The sequence below is a fragment of the Janthinobacterium sp. 75 genome (genome assembly GCF_004365495.1).
Classification (GTDB): domain Bacteria; phylum Pseudomonadota; class Gammaproteobacteria; order Burkholderiales; family Burkholderiaceae_D; genus Janthinobacterium.
Map to the genome: position 1 here is coordinate 1,764,881 of NZ_SORD01000001.1, position 26,247 is coordinate 1,791,127.

Annotated in this window: 22 protein-coding genes; 18 read left to right on the forward strand and 4 right to left on the reverse strand. The window is 63.5% G+C overall.

All coding sequences use genetic code 11. The annotated features are described in order from the left end of the window. Positions 1–2: 2 nt before the first annotated feature. From C8C89_RS08040 to C8C89_RS08065, 6 genes are all read left to right on the forward strand, one after another. Entirely contained in the window at positions 3–2,090 is a 2,088-nt protein-coding gene (locus C8C89_RS08040; protein WP_133989297.1) for an RNB domain-containing ribonuclease, read from the forward strand. 131 nt (positions 2,091–2,221) lie between these two features. After that, positions 2,222–3,079, forward strand: a complete 858-nt coding sequence (locus tag C8C89_RS08045) for an energy transducer TonB (RefSeq protein WP_133993228.1) — start codon at positions 2,222–2,224, stop codon at positions 3,077–3,079. Beyond that, positions 3,076–3,942, forward strand: coding sequence for a shikimate dehydrogenase (aroE, locus tag C8C89_RS08050; protein WP_133989298.1), 867 nt, complete (start codon positions 3,076–3,078; stop codon positions 3,940–3,942). The genes C8C89_RS08045 and aroE overlap by 4 nt, the downstream gene beginning before the upstream one ends. Then, positions 3,939–4,670 (forward strand): monofunctional biosynthetic peptidoglycan transglycosylase, encoded by a 732-nt coding sequence (gene mtgA, locus C8C89_RS08055; protein WP_133989299.1) that lies wholly within the window; start codon positions 3,939–3,941, stop codon positions 4,668–4,670. The genes aroE and mtgA overlap by 4 nt, the downstream gene beginning before the upstream one ends. Positions 4,671–4,892: 222 nt before the next feature. Continuing rightward, complete coding sequence (corA, locus tag C8C89_RS08060; protein WP_101482764.1) at positions 4,893–5,858, forward strand: magnesium/cobalt transporter CorA; 966 nt, start codon at positions 4,893–4,895, stop codon at positions 5,856–5,858. 310 nt (positions 5,859–6,168) lie between these two features. After that, positions 6,169–6,885, forward strand: coding sequence for an HAD-IA family hydrolase (locus C8C89_RS08065; RefSeq protein ID WP_133989300.1), 717 nt, complete (start codon positions 6,169–6,171; stop codon positions 6,883–6,885). Positions 6,886–7,010: 125 nt separating this feature from the next. Here C8C89_RS08065 and hemL read toward each other — a convergent pair whose 3' ends face one another. Both hemL and C8C89_RS08075 read right to left on the reverse strand, forming a co-directional pair. Beyond that, a complete protein-coding gene (gene hemL / locus C8C89_RS08070) occupies positions 7,011–8,300 on the reverse strand; it encodes a glutamate-1-semialdehyde 2,1-aminomutase (protein ID WP_101482762.1) in 1,290 nt (429 codons plus the stop codon). Positions 8,301–8,350: 50 nt separating this feature from the next. After that, positions 8,351–9,208 (reverse strand): hydroxymethylpyrimidine/phosphomethylpyrimidine kinase, encoded by an 858-nt coding sequence (locus tag C8C89_RS08075; RefSeq protein WP_101482761.1) that lies wholly within the window; start codon positions 9,206–9,208, stop codon positions 8,351–8,353. 96 nt (positions 9,209–9,304) lie between these two features. Here C8C89_RS08075 and C8C89_RS08080 point away from each other — a divergent pair, with 96 nt between their 5' ends. From C8C89_RS08080 to C8C89_RS08105, 6 genes are all read left to right on the forward strand, one after another. Beyond that, positions 9,305–9,457 carry a rubredoxin gene (locus C8C89_RS08080; protein WP_010401308.1) on the forward strand — a complete coding sequence of 51 codons (153 nt, stop codon included), beginning with the start codon at positions 9,305–9,307 and terminating at the stop codon, positions 9,455–9,457. A gap of 85 nt (positions 9,458–9,542) precedes the next feature. Next, on the forward strand, positions 9,543–9,965 hold the full coding sequence (locus C8C89_RS08085) for a response regulator (RefSeq protein ID WP_101482760.1): 423 nt from the start codon (positions 9,543–9,545) through the stop codon (positions 9,963–9,965). A gap of 35 nt (positions 9,966–10,000) precedes the next feature. Beyond that, positions 10,001–10,366, forward strand: a complete 366-nt coding sequence (locus C8C89_RS08090; protein ID WP_101482759.1) for a response regulator — start codon at positions 10,001–10,003, stop codon at positions 10,364–10,366. 62 nt (positions 10,367–10,428) lie between these two features. Next, entirely contained in the window at positions 10,429–11,007 is a 579-nt protein-coding gene (locus tag C8C89_RS08095) for a chemotaxis protein CheW (protein WP_243857936.1), read from the forward strand. Beyond that, on the forward strand, positions 11,007–13,244 hold the full coding sequence (locus tag C8C89_RS08100) for a methyl-accepting chemotaxis protein (protein ID WP_133989302.1): 2,238 nt from the start codon (positions 11,007–11,009) through the stop codon (positions 13,242–13,244). The genes C8C89_RS08095 and C8C89_RS08100 overlap by 1 nt, the downstream gene beginning before the upstream one ends. Before the next feature lie 40 nt (positions 13,245–13,284). Then, the gene (locus tag C8C89_RS08105; protein WP_133989303.1) at positions 13,285–18,588 is read left to right on the forward strand and encodes an Hpt domain-containing protein; all 5,304 of its coding nucleotides are present in this window, start codon (positions 13,285–13,287) and stop codon (positions 18,586–18,588) included. A gap of 92 nt (positions 18,589–18,680) precedes the next feature. Here the strand turns inward: C8C89_RS08105 and C8C89_RS08110 are convergent, their stop codons facing one another. Continuing rightward, on the reverse strand, positions 18,681–20,144 hold the full coding sequence (locus C8C89_RS08110; RefSeq protein ID WP_133989304.1) for a deoxyribodipyrimidine photo-lyase: 1,464 nt from the start codon (positions 20,142–20,144) through the stop codon (positions 18,681–18,683). 448 nt (positions 20,145–20,592) lie between these two features. Here C8C89_RS08110 and C8C89_RS08115 point away from each other — a divergent pair, with 448 nt between their 5' ends. From C8C89_RS08115 to C8C89_RS08140, 6 genes are all read left to right on the forward strand, one after another. Continuing rightward, positions 20,593–21,195, forward strand: coding sequence for a YqgE/AlgH family protein (locus C8C89_RS08115; RefSeq protein WP_101484723.1), 603 nt, complete (start codon positions 20,593–20,595; stop codon positions 21,193–21,195). A gap of 165 nt (positions 21,196–21,360) precedes the next feature. Then, positions 21,361–21,744 (forward strand): Holliday junction resolvase RuvX, encoded by a 384-nt coding sequence (ruvX, locus tag C8C89_RS08120; protein WP_070256114.1) that lies wholly within the window; start codon positions 21,361–21,363, stop codon positions 21,742–21,744. A gap of 39 nt (positions 21,745–21,783) precedes the next feature. Further along, positions 21,784–22,308 carry a bifunctional pyr operon transcriptional regulator/uracil phosphoribosyltransferase PyrR gene (pyrR, locus tag C8C89_RS08125; RefSeq protein ID WP_133989305.1) on the forward strand — a complete coding sequence of 175 codons (525 nt, stop codon included), beginning with the start codon at positions 21,784–21,786 and terminating at the stop codon, positions 22,306–22,308. Next, a complete protein-coding gene (locus tag C8C89_RS08130) occupies positions 22,301–23,266 on the forward strand; it encodes an aspartate carbamoyltransferase catalytic subunit (RefSeq protein WP_034746695.1) in 966 nt (321 codons plus the stop codon). Before pyrR ends, C8C89_RS08130 begins: the two co-directional genes overlap by 8 nt. Before the next feature lie 24 nt (positions 23,267–23,290). Beyond that, positions 23,291–24,592, forward strand: a complete 1,302-nt coding sequence (locus C8C89_RS08135; protein WP_133989306.1) for a dihydroorotase — start codon at positions 23,291–23,293, stop codon at positions 24,590–24,592. 147 nt (positions 24,593–24,739) lie between these two features. Further along, positions 24,740–25,486 carry a lysophospholipid acyltransferase family protein gene (locus C8C89_RS08140; protein ID WP_133989307.1) on the forward strand — a complete coding sequence of 249 codons (747 nt, stop codon included), beginning with the start codon at positions 24,740–24,742 and terminating at the stop codon, positions 25,484–25,486. On the opposite strand, the gene C8C89_RS08145 is transcribed toward C8C89_RS08140, so the two are convergent. After that, complete coding sequence (locus C8C89_RS08145) at positions 25,483–26,247, reverse strand: ABC transporter permease (protein ID WP_101482751.1); 765 nt, start codon at positions 26,245–26,247, stop codon at positions 25,483–25,485. The two genes, C8C89_RS08140 and C8C89_RS08145, sit on opposite strands and share 4 nt — an antisense overlap.

A 26,247-nucleotide genomic window follows, 5' to 3' on the forward strand; every position in this document is an offset into this window, starting at 1 on the left:
CAATGAATCTATTTTTTGAAGAATCCGGCGATTTCAAGGTCGGCACGGTCCTGTCGCAAGCAGGTGAGGCTTACCAGGTCGAAATGGCCAGCGGCAAGCGCACCAAGGTCAAGACCAAGGACGTGCTGCTGCAGTATGAAAAACCGGCCCCGGCCGAGCTGCTGGAGCAAGCCAAGGCCGTGGCCGCCGAAATCGACCTCGATTTCCTGTGGGAGGTGGCGGGCGAAGACGAGTTCGGCTTTGCCGAGCTGGGCGCCGAGTATTTCGGCCATGCCCCGCTGCCGCCGGAAGCGGCCGGCCTGATCCTGGCCCTGCATTCGGCGCCCGTGTATTTCTACAAAAAAGGCCGTGGCCGCTACAAGGCGGCGCCGGAAGCGTCCTTGAAGGCGGCATTGGCCGGCATCGAAAAGAAAAAACAGCAGGCGCTGGTGCAAGTTGCGTATGTGGAAGAGCTGAAACAGAACCGTTTGCCTGCGTCCATGCAGCCCATGGTGCTGCAACTGTTGTTCAAGCCCGACAAGAATACGATTGAATACAAGGCGCTGGAAGCGGCTTGCACGGAATTGCACACGACGCCGCCGCGCCTGATGCTGGCCGTTGGTGGTATTGCTTCGGCAAAAGATTTGCACCTGTCGAAATTCCTGTTCGAGAACTTCCCCAAGGGCGCCGGTTTCCCGAGCGTGCCCGTGCCGTCCGTGACGGCCAAGCTGCCGCTGGCCGACGTGGCCGCCTTCTCGATCGACGACGTGACTACCACCGAGATCGACGATGCCTTCTCCGTGCAGCCATTGCCGGATGGCACGATCAAGGTGGGTATCCACATCGCCGCGCCGGGCCTGGGCATCCGCCCGGAAGACGTGATCGACAAGATGGCGCGCCAGCGCATGTCCACCGTCTACATGCCGGGCGACAAGATCACCATGCTGCCGGACGAAATCGTGAATGCTTTCACGCTCGCGGAAGGCACGACGTGCCCGGCCCTGTCGCTGTACGCGACCCTGGACCCGAAAGCGGAGTGGGCGGTAATCAGCACGCAGACGCGCGCCGAGCTGGTGCCCATCGCCAGCAATTTGCGCCATAATCAGCTGGACGACCTGGTCAACGAAGAAACCCTGGCCAGCGGCGAAGGCGAGTACCCGCACAAGGCCGATTTCGCCGTGTTGTGGCAATGGGCGCAGCAGCTGGAACAGGGCCGCATGAAGAAGCGCGAAGCGTTTGGCCTGAAGCCGGAACAGAATAACCGCGTCGATTTCAACTTTTATGTGGAAAACGACATCGTCACCGTGGCGCGCCGCAAGCGTGGCGCGCCGCTGGACAAGATCGTCGCTGAACTGATGATTTTTGCCAACAGTACCTGGGGCAAGATGCTGCACGACCATGGTGTGCCAGGCATTTACCGCAGCCAGGGCGGCGGCAGCGGCAATAGCTGGGCGGCAAAAATGCAGGTGCGCATGGTCACCCATGCGGCGCCGCATCAGGGTCTTGGTGTGGATCAATACGCGTGGAGCACCTCGCCCTTGCGCCGCTACACGGACCTGGTGAACCAATGGCAAATTATCGCCTGCGCCGAGCATGGCGTGACGGCACCGCTGGTGGCCCCGTTCAAGCCGCGCGATGCGAATTTGTTCGCCATCGTCTCGGCGTTTGACGCGGCGTATGCCGCGTATGGCGATTTCCAGTCGAACATGGAACGCTACTGGTGCTTGCGCTGGCTGCACCAGGAAAATGCACGCCAGGTCGATGCCGTCGTCTTGAAAGATGAAATCCTGCGCCTGGTCGATATCCCGCTGGTCATCAAGCTGCCAGGCATGCCATCGGTGGCGCGCGGCGCCCAGGTGAAACTGGACTTGCTGCGCTGGGATGAAGTCGACCTGAGCATCGAAGCGCGCCTGCTGGAAATTGCCGCCGTGCCGGATGCGGCGGCCGACGCCGAGCTCGACTACGAGGAAGATGCGGGCGACGAAGGCGCCGGGGAGGTCGAAGTGGCGCCGGAAGCTTCTCCGGAAGCGGCGAACCAGGTCAGCGACGCCGATGCGGAAGTGGCGGAACTGGCCAGCGAGGACGTGGTCAGCGAGCCCGAGGTCAAGTAAGGCCGCCGCCAAGCCACAAGGCGGTGCTGATAACTGTTGCCGGCACCGCCCTTTGACGTAGAATTCAGCACATCTTGTGCTTGTTGCGAACTGGGTTGCGCGTGAAGTCTTTCCGAGAGAATCGTTTCCTGATGATCGCCGTGGCGGTGTCGCTGCTGGCGCACGGCGCCTTGCTGGCGATGCATTTTGTCGCCCCGGCCCCGCAGCGGGCCGTGGCCACCGATCCCGGCCTGGAAGTGATCCTGGTCAACGCCAAGCATGCGAACAAGCCGCTGAAGGCCGAGGCCCTGGCGCAAGCCAATCTCGACGGCGGTGGCCAGGCAGACAAGGGCCGCGCCAAGTCGCCCTTGCCCGACATGCGCAAGGTGGAAGAGGGCGATAGCGCCAAGGCCAGCGCCCGACGCATTGCCGAACTGGAGCAAAAGCAGCAGGAACTGCTGACGCAGGCGGCCAAGACCACGCCCTACAGCGCCGCGCCCGTCACGGAAAAAGACAAGCCCAATCCCCTGGCCAGCGGTTCGGACTTGATGGAAAGCAGCAAGGCCATCGCGCGCATGGCGGCCGAGATCAGCCAGACCGTGGAAGACCAGAACAAGCGTCCCCGCAAGACTTTCATTACGCCCAGCACGCAAGAGGTCGGCTATGCCATGTATTACAAGACCCTGCAAAAGCGCATCGAGGAAATAGGCACCCTGAATTTCCCGCAAAAGAATGGCCGCAAGATATATGGCGAACTGGTCGTCTACATCCCCATCTTCCAGGACGGCACGATTTACCAGAAGGAGGGCGGCGCCCGCGTGGAGAAAAGCTCGGGCAACCCGGCGCTGGATGCGGCGGCCCTGGCCATCGTGCGCCGCGCGGCGCCTTTCGGCCGTTTCCCACCCAATATGTTGTCGAGTGACAAGGATGACCTGTGGGTCGTCATCACCCGTTTCAAATTTACGCGCGAAGAAAAAATGGAAGCTAACCTGACTGGCGGCAGCAATTGAGTACACACGAACTAAATACACGGGAAGTACATCCTGATCAATATTGCGTCTTTGGTAATCCCATCGCCCACAGCAAGTCTCCCCTGATCCACGCCGCGTTTGCCCTGCAAACCGGACAAGCCATGGCCTATGAACGCCGGCTGGCGCCGCTGGACGGCTTTGCTCTGGCGGCCCGCAGTTTCGCCGCCGAAGGGGGCAAGGGCGCGAATGTCACGGTGCCATTCAAGCTCGATGCGTGTGCGCTGGCCACTGTCCTGACGCCACGCGCGCAAGCGGCCGGCGCCGTCAATACCTTGCGTTTCGATGGCGACGCCATTCTTGGTGACAATACCGACGGCGCGGGCCTGGTGGCGGACATCGTGCGCAACGCGGGCGTGGACATCGCCGGCAAACGCGTCCTGCTGCTGGGCGCGGGCGGTGCGGCGCGCGGCGTGGTGCTGCCCTTGCTGGAACAGGGGCCGAAGGAAATTCTTATTGCCAACCGCACCGTGGCCACGGCCGAGGCGCTGGTGGCCCAGTTTGCCGATGCGCTCAGTCATCCCGGTCAACTGCATGCCTTGCATGCCTGCGGCTACACGCAGCCCGAAGGCGTCTTCGATATCGTCATCAATGCCACCTCGGCCAGCCTGGCGGGCGATTTACCGCCCGTGCCCGCAAGTGTCTTCGGCAGCCACACGCTGGCGCTGGACATGATGTATGGCGCCCAGCCCACCGTCTTCATGGACTTTGCCGCCCAGCATGGCGCGCAGGTGCGCGACGGCTTGGGCATGCTGGTGGAGCAGGCGGCGGAAGCGTTTTACGTATGGCGCGGCGTGCGGCCGCAGACGCAGGACTTGCTGGCGCACATGCGGGGCAGTTCGTGAGCGGCGGCAAGAAAGGCGCGCACAAAGCTGGTCGCGGCAGCCGCTATGGCTGGATCAAGTGGCTGTTTATCGTGCCCGTGCTGGCCTTTATCGTCGTGCAACTGTATTTCTTCCTGCAAATCTGGTGGTGGGTCGACCACAACCCGTCCAGCACGGCCTTCATGCGCGAACAGTTGTCTGCCTTGCAGGACAAGAATCCCAATGCCACCATCCAGCAAACGTGGGTGCCGTACAACCGCATCTCGAACAATTTAAAACGGGCCATCATCGCCTCGGAAGATGCGAATTTTTCCGAGCATGAAGGGGTGGACTGGGAAGCCTTGCAAAAGGCGTACGAAAAAAATAATAAAAAGCAGAAGGTCGTGGCGGGCGGCTCCACCATCACGCAGCAACTGGCAAAGAATCTGTTCCTGTCCGGTTCGCGCAGCTATGTGCGCAAGGGCCAGGAACTGATCATCACCTACATGCTGGAAAGCCTGATGGATAAGCAGCGCATCTTTGAAATTTATTTGAACGTGGTGGAATTCGGCACGGGCATCTTCGGCGCCGAAGCGGCCGCGCGCCACTATTATCACGTCAGCGCGGCGGGCCTGAGCGCGGCGCAGGCGGCGAAACTGGCCGTGATGCTGCCGAATCCCCGCTTTTACGACCGCCACCGCGATACTGGCTACCTGAACCGGCGCACGGGTGTCATCCTGCGCCGCATGGGGGCGGCTGAATTGCCTTGATGGCCGCTGGCTTTCTTTTCATAACATTAAGAATGCTTAATCTGCATTATTGCGCCGCAGCATCTTAATCGGCTCGCTTGGTGCAACGCCGCACTTTTTCCGTGAAAAAGCGGTGCCGGGGGGTGGTCGTGAAAAGGCCTTTGCGGGTACACTTGCGCTGTTTTCATTTTTGGCGCAAGCGCCAGCACATCACGATAACCCAACATCCGGCTGAGAGCGCGCATGATCAATGTCTTTGTATTACAGAATGGCCGGCTCAACCAGGTGCCGATCGACAGCCGCGCAGACCTCGAAAATGCCGAACCGGTGTGGGTCGACCTGACCGATCCCACCGACGATGAACGGGGCTGGGTCAAGGCCATTTACAACGTTACCCTGCCGGGCGAAGACGAAGTCAAGGATATTGAAGCGTCGGCGCGCTATTACGAAGCGGAAAACGGCGATTTGCATCTGCGCACGGACTTCTTGCGCGAAGAGGACGATGGTCCCTCGCGCGTCATCACCGTGGCCTTCATTCTGGCCCGCAAGATTCTGTTTTCCATGCATACGGACGATCTGCCCGTGTTCCGCCTGGTGCGCATGCGCGCCCGTTCGCGGCCCGGTTCGATTGCCGACTACATGGATGTGCTGCTCGACCTGTACGCCACCGATGCCGAATATTCGGCCGACGTGCTCGAAGGCATCTACCAGAACCTGGAAGAAGTCAGCACGCGCGTGCTGCAAAAGGAATTTACCGATGCCCACGCAGCCGAAGCGCTGAATGCCATTGCCCACGAGGAAGATTTGAATGGCCGTATCCGCCGCAACATGATGGATACGCGCCGCGCCGTGAGTTTCCTGATGCGCGGCCGCTTGCTCAATTCCGAGCAGTTCGAGGAAGCGCGGCAGATTTTGCGCGACATCGAATCGCTCGATGGCCATACCTCGTTCCTGTTTGATAAGATCAACTTCCTGATGGATGCCACCGTCGGTTTCATCAACATCAACCAGAACAAGATCATCAAGATCTTCTCGGTGGCCAGCGTGGCTTTCCTGCCGCCTACCCTGATCGCCAGCGTGTACGGCATGAACTTCAAGCTGATGCCGGAACTGGAATGGTCGTTTGGCTATCCGTGGGCCTGGGGCCTGATGATCACCAGCGCCATCGCGCCCTTCCTGTACTTCCGCCATCGCGGCTGGCTGAAATAAGCATTCTTCGCCGGGACGCGTCCGCGTTCCGGATACGCCACCGGGCTGCGTCCCGGATTCCAAGGCGAACGCAGCAAATTCAAAAATCAGCGATAATCATTGGTATTGCGTGGTATTGAATTGGTATTTTTCCGTCAGCGCTTGCCTGGCGCCCGATTCTTCCCCCCGTAGTCTGCTTTTTGCAGAAAAGTATCGTCATTGAGACGTTTTCTGCGTAGTAGCGTCCGCCTGTTCCACCTATGATCGTGCGATGCCAGCCTTGGCCGGCCGGCCGCCGCATTTCCCGTCACCGTTGCTTTCTGGAGAGTCCATGCCTGATACCGCCACTACCCCACCGCGTTTCACCCATCTGATCAGCGACTGCGATGGCGTGCTGATCGACAGCGAAGCCGTGGCCCTGCAAGCGCTGCTGGAATTGCTGGCGCCGCGCCTGCCGAACCTGCCCGAGGGTGTTACCCTGCAAGGCTTGATCGAGCCGCGCCTGGGCCAGCGCCTGGTGCCGCTGATGCAGGATATTTACAAGGAACTGGGCTTGCCACAATTGCCGGCCGACGAAATCATGGCTATCGGCAACGCCGTCGATGCGGCCTGCGACGTGCAATTGCGCGCCGTGCCCGGCGTGGCGCAGGCGCTGGCCGCCATTCCCCTGCCCAAGGCCGTGGCCTCGAACAGCGTCAGCGCACGCGTGCTGTCGGCGCTCGAGCGCACTAGCATGGCGCCGCTGTTCGATCAACGCGTCTTTACGCCTGACCTGGTGGGCCACGCCAAGCCGCACCCGGGCGTCTACCTGGCGGCGGCTGCCGCGTTTGGCGTGCGGCCAGGCCAGTGCCTGGTGCTGGAAGACAGCGTCACGGGCGTGACGGCCGCCGTGGCGGCGGGCATGACGGTATTGGGATTCATCGGCGGCGGGCATATCGCCGCCGGCCAGGAAGCGCGCCTGAAGGCGGCCGGCGCGCATGTCGTGTTCAGCGACATGGCCAAGCTGCCGGCGCTGGTGGCGGCGGTGCTACAAAGCGCTACAGTGTAACGACACCTGACAAAACCGTAGCGAGCGGCAGTGATTTGTGGCCGAGAAGCGCAACCGTACTCTAGTACGGTGAGCATCGCCGGCCGCAAAGCGCGACGCGCAGTAGGTTTTGTCAGGTGTGTACCTTACGCTAGTTTGGCAAACACCTTGCGCGCGGCAGCGATGGTGGCGTCGATGACGGCATCATCGTGCTGCGCCGAGACGAAGCCTGCTTCGAAGGCAGCGGGCGCAAAGTACACGCCTTCGTCCAGCATGGCGTGGAAGAAGGCGTTGAACTTGCTGCGGTCGCCCGCCATCATTTCCGCGTAGCTGCTCGGTGGCGTGGCGCTGAAATAAATGCCGAACATGCCGCCGATGTAGTCGGCGCAGAAGACCACGCCCGCCTCTTTGGCTGCGGCGGTCAGGCCTTCGGCCAGGCGCTTGGCCGTGGCGCCCAGCTGCTCGTAGAAGCCAGGCTGCTGGATCAGTTTCAAGGTGGCCATGCCGGCCGCCACGGCGACCGGGTTGCCCGACAGGGTGCCGGCCTGGTAGACGGCGCCCAGGGGCGCCATGTGGTGCATCAGCGCCGCGCTGCCGCCGAAGGCCGCCACCGGCATGCCGCCGCCGATGACCTTGCCCAGCGCGGTGAGGTCGGGCTTGATGCCGTACAGCGCCTGCGCGCCGCCCAGGGCCACGCGCAAGCCGCACATGACTTCATCGAAAATGAGCAGAGCACCGTGCTGCGTGCACAGATCGCGCATCGCCTGCAGGAATTGCGGCGTGGCTTTCACCAGGTTCATGTTTCCGGCCACGGGCTCGACGATCACGCAGGCGATCTCCGCGCCGAAACTGTCGAAGGCGTCCTTCAGCTGTTCCACGTTGTTATAGTCAAGTACCAGGGTGTGCTTCACAAAATCTTCCGGCACGCCGGCCGAGGTCGGGTTGCCGAAGGTGAGCAGGCCGCTGCCTGCCTTCACTAGCAGTGAGTCGGCGTGGCCGTGGTAGCAGCCTTCGAACTTGACGATCTTGTCACGCCCCGTGGCGCCACGCGCCAGGCGCAGGGCGCTCATGGTCGCTTCCGTGCCCGACGAGACCAGTCGTACTTGCTCGATCGACGGCACCAGGCGCGTGATTTCCTCGGCCATCAGCACTTCGCCTTCGGTCGGCGCGCCGAACGACAGGCCCAGCGCGGCCGCATCCTGCACCGCTTTCACCACTTCCGGATGGGCGTGGCCGACGATGGCCGGGCCCCACGAACCGATGTAATCGATATAGCGCTTGCCGTCCGCATCCCAGAAGTACGGGCCTTCGGCGCGCGTGATGAAGCGCGGCGTGCCACCGACGGAGCGGAAGGCGCGCACGGGCGAATTGACACCACCTGGCGTGGTTTTTTGTGCGCGGGCAAACAGGATGTCGTTCTGTGAAGTCGTCGTCATGATAATCGTGCCTTGAAAGTGGATCGTTGTCTGTGTCGTCTGGTCTGTGCTTATTGGACGCCGCGCTGGCGCTGCTGCTGGAACTGCCGGTTTGGCACCAGCTTGCCCATGCCGTGGCGCTGCGCGTGGGCCAGCGCGCCGGTGGTAAATTCCTGCGCCGCCACGACCACCTGCGGCACATCGTCTTCGTTTTCAGCCAGGGCCAGCAGGGCGGTGGCCGCCGCCGACAGGGTGCTGCCGGCACCGTTGAAGATGCCCGGCAGGTGCTGCCATTCGTCGTGGCGCACCACGCCGTCCTCGCCGAACAGGGTATTGGCGCGCAACTTGCCTTCGGCCGTGCCGGATTTGCTGGCGTCGGCCGGCATGCCGGTGACGAGCACGTACTCGCAGCCCAGAGCTACCAGGTAATCGACATCGTTTTGCAGGGTGTCGTCCGGGTCGGCGTCGCGCCAGGTTTCTGCCAGGCGCTCCAGTTCCACCGGCGAGAGCACCAGCAAAGTCGTTTGCGGGATCAATAGCTGGCGCACGGCGGTGAGGATGTCTTCGTCGTCCATGCCCTGTTCCGGCAGCGCCGAAATGAAGGGATCGAGGATCAGCGGCACGTTCGGATAGTCGGAGACGATTTCGGCGATGGCCGTGACGTTTTCCACGCTGCCCAGGGCGCCGATCTTGATGGCCGAGACGGACATGTCTTCCAGCAGCACGCGCGCCTGGTCGGAAACCCAGTCCGGGTCGACCGCTTGCACGTCTTCCACGCGCGCGGTATCGCTGATCAACAGGCCCGTGGTGACCGACAGGCCATGGCAGCCGAAGGCTGAAAACGTAGCCAGGTCGGCCTGGATACCGATCGCGCCGACCGGATCGGACACGCCGAAGCTTAATATGAGGGGAGAAGTTTGGTTTTGCACGGCGGGTAGATTAAGATACCTAATTCAGCATTTTACTTGATTGAAGGGTGGCAGAACGTGAGTAGCAACGAAACAACGCAGCAATTCCAAACGTGGATGTGTCTTATTTGTGGCTGGGTTTATGATGAAGCGGCCGGCCTGCCCGACGAAGACATCGCTCCCGGCACGCGTTGGGCCGATGTTCCGATGAACTGGACCTGTCCTGAATGCGGTGCGCGCAAGGATGATTTCGAGATGGTGGCGCTTTAACTAATCCAGAACCCTGGGATGGTGCTGCCGCACGCTGGTATCGCGGCAGCCTGTGCTATGGTATGAAAGATTGTCGAATAATTACATGTCGCGTCCAATTCTGCCCGAGGCACCGTCCGATGCCGTGTGCGCCAGCGCCACGATACTGGTCATCGACGACAGCGCCACCAGCCGCAGCGCGGCCGAAAAGGTCTTGCGCGAGGCAGGTTATCGCGTGGTGGTGGCGGAAAACGGCTTCGAGGCCTTGGCCAAGATCGCCGACTGCCAGCCGGCGCTGATCGTGTGCGACATTGTGATGCCGCGCCTGGACGGCTACCGCACGTGTGCGCTGATCAAGGCCAGTGCGGCCTTTCATGCCACGCCGGTGCTGATGCTGTCGTCGAAGGAGGGCTTGTTTGACCGCGCGCGCGGTGCCATGGCAGGCGCCAGCGCCTGCCTGGTCAAGCCGCTGGCGCGCGAGGCGCTGCTGGAAGCCGTGCGGCTGCACCTGGCCAGGCAATTTGAGTAAGTGGTTTATTGATTGACAACGCAGCAAGGAAGCAGATGGCCATACACACAATTCTGATCGTCGATGACTCGCCGACAGAACGCTATTACCTGAGCGAGATGCTGGTGCGTGCCGGTTATGCCGTCGTCACGGCGCAGGACGGTGCCGACGCGTTGGCGCAACTGAAGCAGGCCAGGCCCGACCTGATCCTGATGGACGTGGTAATGCCCGGTGCGAATGGCTTCCAGATCACGCGCGCGATTGCGCGCGATCCCGAACTGCAGGACGTGCCGGTGATTATCTGTTCCAGCAAGAGCCAGGAAACGGACCGTATCTGGGGCTTGCGCCAGGGCGCGCGCGATTACCTGGTCAAGCCGGTGGTCGAAGCCGAGCTGCTGGCCAAGATTGCCGCGATTTCCTGAGAATGCAAACGATGCCAGGTCACGGCGTGTCCACAGCGGCCCTCCCGCCTGCCGCTGCCGCCATGTCATCTTTCGATATGGGGGCGCGGCAGGGGCGCTTGCGCCAGTATCAGCTGCAATTGATCGAGCGGATACAGGCCGCGCGCAGCGGCGCGCTGGCAGCGCGCAAGGAACTGGGCGTGATGCTCGGTGGCCGGCCGTGCCTGCTCGACCTGACGCAGCTCGGTGAAATCGTCATTGCCGCCGGGGTGCAGATCCAGGGCGTGCCGCTGGCGCAGGACTGGTATTTGGGCCTGGCGGCCATGCGCGGACGCCTGACTGGGGTTGTCGACCTGGCCCGCTACATGGGCGAACCGGCCTGCGCGCCCGGCAGCCACTGCCGCATCATCACGTTTTCTCCCCGCCTGGGCCTCAATTGCGCACTGCTGGTCGAGCGCGTGCTGGGCTTGCGCCAGCTGCGCACGATGCAATCCATGCCCATGCCGGAGGCGCCTCGCGAGGTGCCTTCCTGGGCGGCGCAGACGCTGTGCGACAGCGCAGGGCAGCAGTGGCTGCGCCTGGACCTGGCGCAGCTGGCGCAATCGGAACGCTTCCTTGATGCCGGTTTTGGCGGATTCGCCGACCACGAGGACATACGCTGATGGGCGCCAATTCTCCTATCCTGACTACCGGCATGCCCGAGACGGACCACGTTGCTGACGGGCCGACCGCGGCGGCCGACCTGCCGCTGCGCTTGCGCGACGCGCTGGGACGGCGCAAGTCGCTGGCCAAGGCACCGGTCAGCGACTTGAAGCTGCCGCTGATCGGCCATTTGCCGCTGCAAAGGCAATTGAGCATCCTGTCGACGGTGATGGCCCTGAGTCTGGCCGCCAGCCTGCTGTTCGTCGGCCTCAATACGCGCAGCGGCAATATCGCCTCGGCGCAGACGCAGCTGGCCAGCGACGCGTTAATGCATTCGCAGCGCATCGGCAAGGCTGCGCCGAATGCCGTGCAGGGTAATCCGGAAGCCTTCCGCCAGCTCGAGGAAAGCCGCAATGAGCTGAACCAGGATTTCCGTCTGATGCTGCGCGGAGGGACGTATCACGGCCGCGATATCGGCGAGTCGCGTTCCGGCCTGCTGGCGGCGGTGGCCGACGCGCGCAAGAAGTGGGCCAGCAGCGACCGCGCGGCCAGCACCATCTTGCGCCTGAAAACGGAGCTGGGTGAATTCGACAAGACCTTGCAGCAATTGAACGCACTGTCGCCGGCGCTGCTGGCGCAGACCGAGGAAATAGCGGCGCTCAAGGTGCAGCGCGGCGGCAACGCGCGCGACCTGGCCGTCATCGGCCGCCTGATGATGCTGAGCCAGCGCATGAGTCGCAGTGCCAGCGAGTTTCTGTCGTCGGGCAGCATCAGCTCGGAAACGGCATTTTCGCTGGGGCGCGACACGACGTATTTCCGTACCGCCGTCGAAGGCTTGCTCAACGGCAGCATGTCGCTGCAATTGGCGCCCACGCGCGACGCCGAACTGCGCGACCGGCTGGTGGCGCTGAAAGCCAGTTTCGACACTTATCAGAAGCTGGTTTCGTCGATACTCGACCGGCTGGATAAATTCAGTTCGGCCAAGAGCGCCGAACAGCTGATTTTCAACGAGAACGAAGACCTGCGCCAGCGTTTGACCCTGCTGCAGCAGATGTACCACGTGAACCAGGAAACCCTGGGCATGGCCTTCTGGATGATGGTTGGCGGCGTATTGCTGACCCTGATCGCGGCGGCCGGCATCGGCCGCGTGCTGCTGCAGGACTCCGTCAACCGTACGCGCGACGCCGAGCGGCGGCGTCAGGAAGCGGAAATCCTGCGCCTGCTGTCGCAGGAAAAGGAAGAGCAGGCCAAGGCCAAGAATGACCAGAACCAGGCGGCCATCCTGCGCCTGATGAACGAATTGCAGAAGGTCGCCGACGGCGACCTGACGGTACAGGCCACCGTGTCGGAGGACATCACGGGCGCTATCGCCGATTCCGTCAATTACACGGTGGAGGAATTGCGTGGCCTGGTGGGGCGCGTGACGGCGACGGCCGAACAGGTCAACCGCGCCTCGACGCAGGCGCAAAGTATCTCCAGCAAGCTGTTGATCGCTTCGCAGCAGCAGTCGCGCGAAATCCAGGGCGTGAGCGCCACCGTGGTCAAAATGGCCAATGCGATTACCGACGTGTCGAAGTCGGCCAGTGTCTCGGCCGACGTGGCACGCCAGTCGGTGGCGGCAGCGCAGCAGGGGGCGACGGCGGTGGAAAATGCCATCAAGGGCATGCATGAAATCCGCGAGCAGATCCAGGATACCTCCAAGCGCATCAAGCGCCTGGGCGAATCGTCGCAGGAAATCGGCGAAATCACCGAGCTCATTTCCGACATCACCGAACAGACCAACGTGCTGGCGCTGAACGCCGCCATCCAGGCTGCATCGGCTGGCGAAGCGGGGCGCGGCTTCTCGGTCGTCGCCGAGGAGGTGCAGCGCCTGGCAGAACGCTCGGCAGCTGCCGCCAAGCAGATCGGCGCGCTGGTGCGCACCATCCAGGCCGATACCCAGGATGCCACCCGCGCGATGGAAAAATCCACGCAGGGCGTGGTCGAGGGCGCACACCTGTCCGACGCGGCCGGCGCTGCCTTGAACGACATCAGCCAGGTGTCGAAACACCTGGCCGAACTGATTCAGGGCATCTCGTTCGCCACGGGCACGCAGGCCGGTTCGGCCAGCGGCGTGGCCTTGAATATCCAGCATATCCTGAGCGTGACGGAGCAGACCCAGGATGGCACGCAGCAAACGGCGCAATCGATCCATAAACTGTCGATGCTGGCGCAGGAACTGAAAAATTCGGTGTCGCGCTTCCGCGTCGCCGCCTGAACGCTGCGCCAGTCCAGGCGATTTTTTTACCGAGGCATGCATGAGCACACCTGATAGTCCACAGCAGTCCAAACCGTTCGACAGTGAACCGTTGTCGTGGGTGATGGTGGAAATCCGCGAAGCGCTGGGCCGCTCGAAAACGGCGCTGTTCGAAGCGGGTGGCCGCGAGCGCGAGGAACGCGCCACGGCCCTGCAGCATGCCCGCTCGCACCTGCACCAGGCGCATGGAGCGCTGGTGATGGTGGACGTAGCCGGCGCCAGCCTGCTGACGGACGGCGCGGAACAGGCACTGGCACGCTTTCGCGACGGCAGCCTGGAATACACGCTGGACCATGCGCAGATTGTCGCCGACTTGTATCAGGCCCTGATCGAATACCTGGAAGACCTGGTGGCCGGCACGCCACCGCAGCCGACGCGTTTGTTCCCCTACTATCGCGCCCTGCAAACCATGCTGGGCGCCGAGCGCATACACCCGGCGGACCTGTTTTTTCCACCTTCATCGATGCTGGAAGGGCATGCCATCGCGCTGGCGGACGCGCCCCCGCTGGCCGATTATCCGGCCTGGCGCGGGCGCTTTGAAAAGTCATTGCTGCCCTTCCTGAAGGCGCAGGATGATGCTGCGCGGCGCCAGCACGCAAGCGAATTGCATGCCACCCTGACCTTGGTGGCGGACGCCCAGCAAGAAGCGCCGGCGCGCACCTTCTGGTTCGCCATGCAGGCGTTTGCCGGACTGGCGGCCAGCGGCGAGGGCATGGGCACGCTCAACGTCAAACAGCTGTTCGGCCTGATCAACCTGCAATTGCGCCGCCTGGCGCAGGGCACGGCCAGCCTGCCCGAACCGATGCTGCGCGACGCCCTGTTCTTCATCGCGGCCGCCACTGAGCCGACGCCGGAGGCACGCCAGCTGCGTGCCGCTTTTGCGCTGGAAGGGCAGGTGCCCGCCGACGTGGAAACACGGCGCTATGGTCAAGTCGACCAGGATGCCTTGCAAGGGGCCCGCACGGCCCTGGCGCAGGCGCGCGCCAGCTGGAGCCGCCTGGCGCAAGCCGACCTCGATCCCGTTCTGGGCACGGATTTTGACGCGTCGCTGCAAGAGGTGGCGGCACATGTGGAGTCCCTGAAGCAGCCGGCCCTGGCCAGCCTGCTGCGCGAATGCGCGGCGGTGGCGCGGCAAGCCGTGGCCACCGGGCGTAGCGCGGCCCTGGAGAATGAAATCGGCATGGCGCTGCTGTTTGCCGATACGGGCCTGGAGCAGGTGCGCCGCCTGCCCGACGATTTTGCCGGCAATGCGGAAACCATCGCCGCACGCCTGCAGGCGCTGCTGGCCGGCGAAGCGCCGCCACCCGTCACGGCGGGCGAGCTGTCGCGCCAGATCGAACAGGGGCAGACCGTCGCCGCGCTGGCCGAGGAAATGAAGACGGGCCTGCGCCAGGTGGAAAAGGTGCTTAACGCCTATTACGCGGATGCAGCGGGGGCGAGGGCGGGGGGCCTCGATGGCGTCGCGCTTGTGCTGGGGCAGTTGCAGCAGCAGTTGGCCGGGCTGGGACAGGAAGATGCGCGCGCCGCCGTGCTGCAGGTTGATGCGGCCGTGCGGCAGCTGGCTGGTGGTGACGCAAATGCGGATGCCAATGCGAAGGCGCATGCCGAGGCGCTCGACGAGATCGCGCAAAATGTCAGCGCACTGGGCTTTTTTGTCGATATGCTGGGCCGCAACGCGCAAGCGGCCAGCGGGCGTTTCCATTTCGATGCCGTCGCCGGCACCTTCCGCGCCCTGCCATTTGAAAAAGTCGCCGCCGCCGGCGCCGTGCCGGTGCCCTTGCTCGACCAGGCGCTGGCGCCCGCCGCGCCTGCTGGCATGGATGCTGCGCCAGAAGTGACCGGTGTCGACGCCGAGATGCTCGACATCTTCATCGCCGAAGCGCGCGAAGTACTGGCCTTCATTGACACCACCCTGGCTCTGCCGCGCGAGCAGGCCGCCAGCGGCGACCACCTGGCCATGCTGCGCCGCTCGTTCCACACCCTGAAAGGCAGCAGCCGCATGATCGGCCTGGCGCAGTTTGCCGAAGCAGCCGGCGCCATCGAACGTGTCATGAATACCTGGCTGGCCGAAGCGCGCCCCGTCAGCGATGATCTGTTTACCTTGCTCAATTACGGCTGGTACCAGCTCAGCGAATGGCTGGCCGAACTGGAAGGCGGCGCAGGGCGCGAGCGCGAGGCCGGCATGCTGCTGGCGGCGGCCGAGCGCGTGCGCGAAGGCGGTCCGTTTGAACTGCGCAAGCCGCGCGCGGCGACGCCCGTGGCCAGCAACGGCAATGTGATCGGCTTTCCATCCGCCACGGCGCCCGCCGCCCACGACGCGCCTGACGATAACCTCAAGCACGTCGGCGAACTGCGCATCAGCCTCCCCTTGTACAACATCTACCTGGCCGAGACGGATGAATTGCTGCGCGTGCTCACGCGCGACTTCGGCGAATGGCGCCATGAACAGCGCGCCGTCAGCGCGGAGGCGCTGCAAGCTGTGCATACCCTGGCGGGAACTTCCGGCACGGTCGGTTTCCAGTCCCTGCGCGACCTGGCGCACGCGCTAGAGACAGTGATCGAAACGGTGGTGGTGCCGCTGGCCGGCCTGCGCGCCGGGCAGCACGACGTGCTGGAACAGGCCACGCAGCGCATCGCGCAGATGCTGCAGGCGTTTGCCTTGGGCGACCTGGCACCATCGCAGCCGGACATGATCGAAGCGCTCAACACCCTGTGGCGCACCTTGACGGCGCCGCCCGGCGAGAGCCAGGAAGACCGGCTCGACGCCCTGTTTGCGGCCGCTTACGCCAGCATCGTCGGTACGCCGGTGCTGCCGCCCGAAGCGCAGGATGACGCGTTGGCCGAGATCCCTGCGGCGCAGCTCGAGACCCTGTTCGAGGCGGCGTATGCGAGCATCGTCGCCGATGCACTGCGGCCGGCTGATGCGCCGGCGCCGGCACAGGTGCAGGCGCCGGCACACGACCGCGGCGCCAGCGACGACCTGTTCGACGCCGGCTTCGAACACGCGCCGCCGTTGGAGCACGCCGTGCCGGAAGCGCCGGCGCCGGCCATCATGCCGCCAGATGCGGCCGCGCTGCTGGCAGCGAGCGCCGGCATCAGCGATGAACTCGATCTCGATCTATTGTCTGTCTTCCTGGAAGAGGGCGCCGACCTGCTGCCGCAGATCGGCGAGGCGCTGCGCAGCTGGCAGCAGCAGCCGCACGACAGCAGCCAGGCGCAGATGCTGCTGCGCACCCTGCATACCGTCAAAGGCAGCGCGCGCATGGCCGGCGCCATGCGCCTGGGCCAGCATGCGCATGAAATCGAGACGCATATCGAAAACATGCTGCACGCGGGCACCGCCACGCCACAGGCCTTCGAGGAGTTGCTGGCCCATTACGACCATGCGCTGCACCTGTTCGAGCAGTTGCAGCAACCGTTGCTGCCCTTGCCGGGCATGGAGGACACGCCGGCCGCCGAACCGAAGGCGGCGCTGGTGCGCGTGCGCGCCGATATTCTCGACCGCCTGGTGAACCAGGCCGGCGAAGTGTCGATCACGCGTTCTAAAATGGAAAATGAGGTCGGCGTGCTGGGCGCTTCGCTGTCCGAGTTTTCCGACAACCTGGCGCGTCTGCGGCGCCAGTTGCGCGAAGTGGAAATGCAGGCCGAATCGCAGATCGCCTCGCGCATGGCCGTCGGCAGCGAGCGCGAATTCGACCCGCTCGAATTCGACCGCTTTACGCGCCTGCAGGAACTCACGCGCATGATGGCCGAAAGCGTCAACGACGTGGCCTCGTTCCACGAAAATCTCAGCCACAGCGTCGATGCGGTGACAGACGATCTGGTGCTGCAGGCGCGGCTGACGCGCGAGCTGCAGCGCGACCTGATGCAGATCCGCATGGTGCCGTTTGCCAGCATCGCCGAACGGCTGTTCCGTGTGGCGCGGCAAAGCGCCAAGGAAGTGGACAAGCGCGTTAACCTCGACATCCGCGGCGGTGGCGTGGAAATCGACCGCAGCGTGCTCGAACGCATGGCCGCGCCGTTCGAGCACCTGCTGCGCAACGCCATCGTGCACGGCATCGAGCCGCGCGAAGCGCGCCTGGTGGCGGGCAAGAGCGAGACGGGCGAGCTGCTGGTGCAGGTCAGCCAGCAGGGCAATGAAGTGGCGATTGCATTTTCCGACGATGGCGCTGGGCTCGACCTGGAACGCATTCGCGCCAAGGCACACGGCACCGGCCTGGTGGCGACGGATGCGCCTCTGAGCGACGTGCAGGCGGCCGAGCTGATTTTCACGCCGGGTTTTTCCACCGCCGACAGCCTGACGGAACTGGCAGGCCGCGGTTTTGGCATGGATATCGTGCGCTCTGAAGCGCTGGCCCTGGGCGGCCGCGTGGAGACGCTGACACAGGCCGGCCTGGGCATGCGCTTCACCATTCACCTGCCGCTGACCCTGGCCGTCACGCAAGTGGTGCTGCTGGCGGCGAACGGCAAGACGTATGCCTTGCCATCTGTGCTGGTGGAGCAGGTGCTGCACCTGAAAGGCGAACAGCTGGAGCAGGTGCGGGCAGCCGGGTGCATCGCGTCGCACGGGCAGTCGCTGGCACTGCATCACCTGTCGGCCATGCTGGGCGAAACGCCGGTGGCGCAGGCCACGCTGCGCTATGCGCCCGTGCTCCTGCTCAGGAATGGCAATGACAGGCTGGCGCTGCAGGTCGATGACGTGGTGGGCAACCGAGAGGTCGTGGTCAAGCATGTGGGGCCGCAGCTGGCGCGCATGCCGGGCATCGCCGGCGCCACGGTACTGGGCACGGGCGATATCGTGCTGATCCTCAATCCGGTGGCGCTGGCGCAGCACCTGGAGCATCACCCGGAACTGCTGTCGCAGTATGCGCTGGCCAGCAGCGAACAGCATGCCGCCTCCAGCGCACTGGCCGTGCCTGCCATCCGCGTGATGGTGGTCGATGATTCGCTGACGGTGCGCCGCGTGATGCAGCGTCTGTTCGAGCGCGAAGGCTACCAGGTGTTGCTGGCCAAGGATGGCCTCGATGCGCTGGAGCAGTTGCATGCAATGGAACCGGCTGCCATGCCGGCCCTGCTGCTGGTCGACGTGGAGATGCCGCGCATGGACGGTTTTGACTTGACGCGCAATGTGCGCAGCGATGACAAGACTCGCGCCATCCCCGTCATCATGATCACCTCGCGCAGTGCCGACAAGCACCGCGCGCACGCGTTTGAACTGGGCGTGGATGCGTATTTCGGCAAGCCGTTCCAGGAAGAGGAATTGCTGGCGGAAGTGGGGCGCTTGCTGGGCGGTGAGGTGGCGTAGGTCGGGTTAGGGCGCAGCGCGTAACCCGACACCACCACCGGCCTAGGCAACAATATCGTCGGATTAGCGGGGCCTTGCCCCGCTAATCCGACCTACGCGACCACCTTCACCACCGCATAGCGCGCCAACGTTTCCTTGCGCGCCTCATCGTGCTGCACCAGCGGTTCCGGATAGTCGCGCCCCAGCACGATGTTTTTTTGTTCGAGCAGCATGCGCGGCACCAGCCAGGGCGCATGGATTTCCTTGTCGCCCAGCGCCTTCAGCTGTGGCAGGTAGCGGCGGATGAAGCGCCCGCTCGCATCGAATTTTTCCGACTGCGTGATGGGATTGAAGATGCGGAAATAGGGCTGCGCGTCGCAGCCGGACGAGGAGGCCCATTGCCAGCCGCCGTTGTTCGAAGCCAGGTCGAAGTCATTCAGGTGCAGCGCGAAATACGCTTCGCCGCGGCGCCAGTCGATGCCCAGATCCTTGATCAGGAAGCAGGCCGTGACCATGCGCAGGCGGTTGTGCATATAGCCAGTCTGATTCAGCTGCGCCATGGCCGCGTCCACCAGCGGGTAGCCGGTGCGCCCCTCGCACCAGGCGGCAAACGCGGCATCGGCTTCGGGCCCCGTTTCCCAGGCGATGGCGTCGTAGGCCGGTTTGAAGGCGCCGCCTTCCACATGCGGGTTCTGGTACAGGATCATGGCGTAGAAATCGCGCCAAATCAGTTCGGCCAGCCACACGGGCGCGCCATCGCCGCCGCCGCCCCGGTCCATCAGGTCGACAATGGTGCGCACCAGATAGCGCAGCGACACGGTGCCGAAGCGCAGATGCATGGACAGGTAGGACGGTCCCTTCAAGGCGGGAAAATCGCGCGCCACGTCATAGCGGGCCACGCGCGGCAGGAAATCCTCGAACAGTGTGCTGGCGCCCGACATGCCAGTCGGAATCGCCAGTTCGGCAAGGTTGCTGGCTTCGAAACCCAGCTCGCCCAAGGTGGGCAGGGGCGCAGGCGTGCCGGTACGCGGTGGCGCCAGGCTGGCGGCGTGCGGTTCGACAGCGAACGGCGCCAGGCAGCCGGGTTCGGCGCGCATTTTCTTCAGCCAGGCATTCTTGTACGGCGTGTAGACGGTGTACGGCTTGGCCGAGAGCGTCAGCACCTCGTCCTTTTCAAAGATGACCTGGTCCTTGAAGCTGAACCACAGGCGCGCCTCTCGCGTGAGCGCGGCGGCCACGGTGGCGTCGCGCGCGATGGCTTGCGGTTCGTAGTCGTGGTTGGCAAACACGGCGTCGGCCTTCAATTCGGCGGCCAGGCGCGGGATGGCCTCGGCGGCGTCCGCGTGCAGCACGATCAGGTCGCCGCCCAGCTGGCGCAACTCGCCGGCCAGCTCGGCCACGCTGGCATGGATGAAATCGACCCGCCGGTCGCGGCGCGGCAGCGCTGCCAGGATGGCGGTGTCGTACACGAAGACGCAATGCACGGCCTGGCTCTGGAGCAGGGCGTGATGCAGTGCAGCATGGTCAAACGCGCGCAGATCGCGCCGGAACCACACCAGGGAAGTCTTGATAGTCATTATTTGCGTGTTAAGGGTCAAAGATAGCTCATTTTTTGCCGCCAACAGGGCTTTATGGCCGCTCGCGTCGTGCCTTTGGCGTCGCTGCAGCGGCAATTCAGTGTAAACTAGTGGGTATGTTCGTGGTGGTTTATGTGCGACAGCGATTGTGCAATCAATTTTACAATTGGCATGGCCATGCGCCCGCAAGCAGGGTGATGTTCAATTTTGCGCAAATCGCAAAGCGTGCGTGGCGTAGCCGCAAGGCCAAGCGAATTGATAGCTAATTTATAATAATTTACAACATAACAAGAATAGCGCCTGGCATCACGGTGCGCGCCGCCCAGCATTCGCGGCAGCTTGCGCCAGGCGTACGATAGCGGGGTAAGCGAGACTTGCCAGCAAGCCCACAGAGAGAGCATCGCGTATGAAAAATAAAATTGACCAGACTCTACCAGGGCATCGTTTGATGCAGGGTGTGGGAGAGCCGGCGGCGACCGGTTCCTCCACCTTGAATCTGGCCAACCATTTCCTGATCGCGATGCCGGCCATGCAAGATCCGATCTTCGGCGGCACGGTCGTGTACGTCTGCGAGCACAATGAAAACGGCGTGCTGGGTGTTGTCATCAACAAACCCACCGACATGACCATGGAAGTGCTGTTTGACCGCATCGATCTGAAACTGGCGGCCGGCAGCGACACGCCCATCATCAATGAACCTATCATGTTCGGCGGCCCCGTGCAGGACGACCGCGGCTTTGTGCTGCATACGCCGGGTGCGCACTATTCCTCGTCGCTGACGGTGACCGATGAAATCGCGTTTACCACCTCGATCGACGTGCTCGAAGCCGTCGCCAAGGGCGATGGTCCCGAGCGCATGCTCGTTTCGATCGGCTATTCAGGCTGGAGCCCGGGCCAGCTGGAAGACGAGATCGGCCGCAATGGCTGGCTGACGGTGGGCGCCTCGGCCGACATTCTGTTCGACTTCCCCATCGAGCAGCGTTACGTCGCGGCCATCAAATTGCTGGGCATCGATCCCCTCATGTTGGCGAGCGAGGCCGGACACGCATGAGGTGGATGCCATAAACCTATTGCGCAGCCCACTTTCGGGCATCCGTTGCTCGCTGTACCTTCGAGCAGCTCCGCTACTCAATCCGACTTTGAGCTTGCTCGCCACGGTTTATGGCACCACCTATGTTGATCTTTATTATGGAAAAATGCTGTGACGAGTGACGCCATCGACACCATCCTCGCCTTCGATTTCGGCTTGAAACGCATCGGCGTGGCCATCGGCAATACCATGATTTGCCAGGCCAAGCCGCTCAGCGTGATCACGGCCACGGCGAATGAGCCGAAGTTTGCCGCCATCGATAGCCTGATCAGGGAGTGGGGCGCGAGCCGCATCGTGGTAGGCCTGCCCAGTCATCCGGATGGCACCGAGCACGAGATGAGCGCGCGTTGCCGCCGTTTCGCCAACCAGGTGCATGGCCGCTTCAACCTGCCGGTGGAACTGGTCGATGAGCGTTATTCCTCGGCCGTTATCGCCGCCAAGCGCGGTGAAGTCATCGACGACCGCGCCGCCGCCATTATCCTGCAACAGTATTTCGACGCGAATTATTAATCTGACCTTAGCCTCCCATCCTGAATGATTAAGAACTCTATGCCGCATCCTACGAATCCTTCCCAACTCGACGCCGAGGCCCTGTACGCGGTCTTGCTGCAGCAGGTGCAGAGCGGCCTGGCGGGCATCCCCAACGTGGCCATCGTCGGCATCCATTCGGGTGGCGCCTGGCTGGCCGAGCGCCTGGCGCGCGACCTGAACCTGGTGGATCGCCTGGGCGTGCTCGACGTCTCGTTCTACCGCGACGACTTTGCCCAGAAAGGCCTGCATGCCGACGTCAAGCCGACGAAAATCAGCTTTGACGTCGCCGGCGCCACCATCCTGCTGGTCGACGACGTGCTGTACACGGGCCGCACCACGCGCGCGGCCATCAATGAATTGTTCGACTATGGCCGTCCGGCCAAGATCATGCTGGCCGCCCTGGTCGATCGCGGCGAGCGCCAACTGCCGGTGGCCGCAGCTTTCGTGGCCGCCTTCACTGCCGTGCCGGCGGGCCAGGCCCTGGTCCTGAAGCAAGCCGACGATGGAAAATTCACGCTCACCCTAGATACCCACCATGCTTAATCCGCAACTGAATAAACACGGCGAACTGCAACATCTGCTGACGATTGAAGGCTTGCCGAAGTCTATCGTCAACCACATCCTCGACACCGCATCTTCGTTCGTCGGCATTTCCGACCGCGATGTGAAAAAGGTGCCGCTGATGCGCGGCAAGAGCGTTTTCAATCTGTTCTTTGAAAACTCCACGCGCACCCGCACCACCTTCGAGATCGCCTCGAAGCGCCTGTCGGCCGATGTCATCAACCTGAACATCCAGGCTTCGTCGGCGAGCAAGGGAGAGTCCCTGCTCGACACCATCGACAACCTGTCGGCCATGCATGCCGACATGTTCGTCGTGCGCCACGCGCAGTCGGGCGCGCCCTACCTGATCGCCAAGCACCTGATCGACACCAAGCAGCCGCACGTCCATGTCGTCAACGCGGGCGACGGACGTCATGCGCACCCGACCCAGGGCTTGCTCGACATGTACACGATCCGCCACTACAAGAAGGATTTCACCAATCTGACGGTGGCCATCGTGGGCGACATCCTGCATAGCCGCGTGGCCCGTTCCGACATCCATGCGCTGACCACACTGGGCGTGCCGGAAGTGCGCGCCATCGGCCCGCACACCCTGCTGCCGGGCGGCCTGGAACAAATGGGCGTGCGCACTTTCACCAACATGGATGAAGGCTTGAAAGGCGTGGACGTGATCATCATGCTGCGCCTGCAGAATGAACGCATGAGCGGCGCGCTGCTGCCATCGGCGCAGGAATATTTCAAGAGCTACGGCCTGACGCCCGAGCGCCTGGCGCTGGCGAAACCGGACGCCATCGTCATGCATCCGGGCCCGATGAACCGCGGCGTTGAAATCGATTCGGCCGTGGCCGATGGCCCGCAGGCGGTGATTCTGCCGCAGGTGACGTTCGGTATCGCCGTGCGCATGGCGGTGATGAGTATTTTGGCTGGTAATCAGGGCTGATAGCCCAAGGACGAGTAAGCGAGCATGACGACACTACATATCAAGAACGGCCACCTGATCGACCCTGCCAACGGCATCGATGGCTTGCAAGACCTGTTTATCGCCGATGGCAAAGTGCTTGCCGTGGGCAGCGCTCCGGCCGGTTTCAAGGCTGATACCACCTTTGATGCGGCCGGCCTGGTGGTTTCCCCCGGCCTGGTCGACCTGTCCGCGCGCCTGCGCGAGCCGGGCTACGAATACAAGGCGACGCTGGAATCGGAACTACAGGCGGCCCTGCAGGGCGGCGTCACGAGCCTGGTCTGCCCGCCCGACACCGATCCCGTGCTCGACGAGCCTGGCCTGGTGGAGATGCTGAAATACCGCGCCAAGACGCAGAACAAGGCCCACGTGCACCCGCTGGGCGCGCTGACCATGGGCTTGAAAGGCAAGTCGCTGACGGAAATGGCGGAGCTGACGGAAGCGGGCTGCATCGGCTTCGCGCAGGCGGAAGAGCCAATCGAAGACACCACCGTGCTGCTGCGCGCGATGCAGTACGCGAACACTTTCGGCTACACGGTCTGGCTGCGCCCGCAGGATCCGCACATCGGTCGTGGCGGCATCGCCCACAGCGGTCCGCTGGCGTCGCGCCTGGGTTTGTCGGGCGTGCCCGTGATGTCCGAAACCATCGCCCTGCATACGATCTTTGAATTGATGCGCGCCAGCCGCGCGCGCGTGCACCTGTGCCGCATCTCGTCGGCGGCGGGGCTGGAGCTGATCCGCGCCGCCAAGGCTGAAGGATTGCCAGTCACCTGCGACGTGGGCGTGCACCATGTGCATCTGACGGACGCCGACATCGGCTTTTTCGATCCGAACGCGCGCGTCACGCCGCCGTTCCGCAGCCAGCGCGACCGCGATGCGATCCGTGCCGGCCTGCTCGATGGCACGGTGGACGCCATGTGCTCGGACCACACGCCAGTCGATGACGATGAAAAACTGCTGCCCTTCGGCGAAGCCTCGCCGGGCGCCACGGGCCTGGAACTGCTGTTGTCGCTGGCCCTGAAATGGGCCGACGACTATGCGCTGGCGCAGCCGCAGGCCGGTGCGCGTCCATTGGCGCGCGCCGTGGCCAAGGTCACGTCCGACGCGGCACGTGTCGCCGGCATTCCGGCCGGCAGCCTGGCCGTGGGCGAAGCGGCCGACATCTGCGTCTTCGATCCGCACGGGCGCTGGACGGTGTCGTCGGCGTCGCTGGCCAGTCAGGGCAAGCACACGCCTTTCCTCGGCTATGAGCTGAGTGGTATCGTGAAGGCGACCATCGTGGCTGGACAGGTGGCGTTTCAGCGTTAATTATTTGTATCGGAGCCGTAGGTCGGATGAGCGGTACGCGTAATCCGACCAGTCCATGGCGGCTCCTGTCGGCTTACGCAGCGCCTCACCGGCGCAGCTAAGCCGACCTACGCGGCTGTATGGATTTGCTTCCAACCTTGGTGTCATTTGAAACTTCTGCTTACCTACCGCCTCGCGCGCATCGCCATTCACCTGAGCTGCGGCATGGCCAAGAGCGCCGTGCTGTTTCCCTGGCTGGACCTGGAAGGGCGCAACCGGCGCATCCGCCGCTGGTCGACACAGTTGCTCGATATCTGCGGCGTGCACGTGGTGCTTCCGGCCGACAGCGTGCCGGCACTCGACCATGCGATGGTGGTGGCGAACCACGTTTCGTGGCTCGACATCTTCGTCATCAATGCCGTCCATCCCTGCCGTTTCGTCGCCAAGGCGGAAATCCGCGCCTGGCCGATTCTTGGCTGGCTGGCGGGGCGCGCCGGCACCATCTTCATTTCACGCGGCAGCAAGCGGGACCTGCGTCTGATCTTTCAGGGCCTGGTCGATAAATTGACGGCGGGCGAGCGCATTGCGTTCTTCCCCGAAGGCACGACCGCCGCGCAAGGGCAGATTTTGCCGTTTCACGCTAACTTGTTCGAGGCGGCCATCGATGCGCAAGTGCCGGTGCAGCCGTTCGCGCTCGTGTATGTGGATGACAAGGGGGCTTTGCATCACGCCGTCGACTTCATTGGCGAGATGAGCTTTGCGCAAAGCATGGTGGCGATTTTGAGCGGCCCGCCGATCACGGCGCGCCTGACCTGCCTGGCGCCGGAAGCCACGGCCGGTGCACACCGGCGTGAGCTGGCCGCGGCAACGCAGGCGGCGGTGGCCGCCGCGCTGCCGCTGGAAAAGGCCGCTTAGTTCTTCACATGCAGCCAGCGCGCGTGCGCGGCGCGTGCCAGGTAGTCGAGGATAAAACCCAGAATCCCGATCAGCACGATGGCAGCCATCAGCTCCGAATACGCCAGGCGGTCGCGCGTGTCGAGGATGAAGTAGCCGAGGCCGGCCGACACGCCCAGCATTTCCGCTGGCACCAGCACGATCCAGATGATGCCGATGGCCAGGCGCACGCCCGTCAGAATATCGGCCGTGATGCCCGGCAAAATCACCTTGAAGACGATTTCGCTGCGCGTGGCAGACAGGCTGCGCGCCAGCAGCAGCCAGTTCGGATCGAGGCGCGCCACGCCGGCCGCCGTATTGAGCAGAATCGGCCAGACGGCCGCAAACGCCAGCAGGAAATACACGGGAGCGTCACCGACGCCCAGCACCATCACGGCAATCGGCATCCACGACAGCGGCGAAATCATGCGCAGCAGCTGGAACAGCGGCATGGCCGCGCCGGAAAAGCTTTTCGACATGGCCACCAGCACGCCCAGCGGCACACCGATGACGATGGCCAGCCCCAGGCCCACGGCCACCCTTTGCAGGCTCAGTACCACGTGCAGCCAGATATCCGAACCGCCCAGCATTTCCTTGAACGCCAGCGCCGTGGGCAGTGGCGCAAAGGCGGTCGCGATGGGCGTGGATTTCTCCAGTGCCGTCACGCCCATGGACCACAGCAGCAAGGCACAGGCCAGCCCCACCAGGGGCAGGCCAAACTTCGTGAACAACTTGCTTGCCAT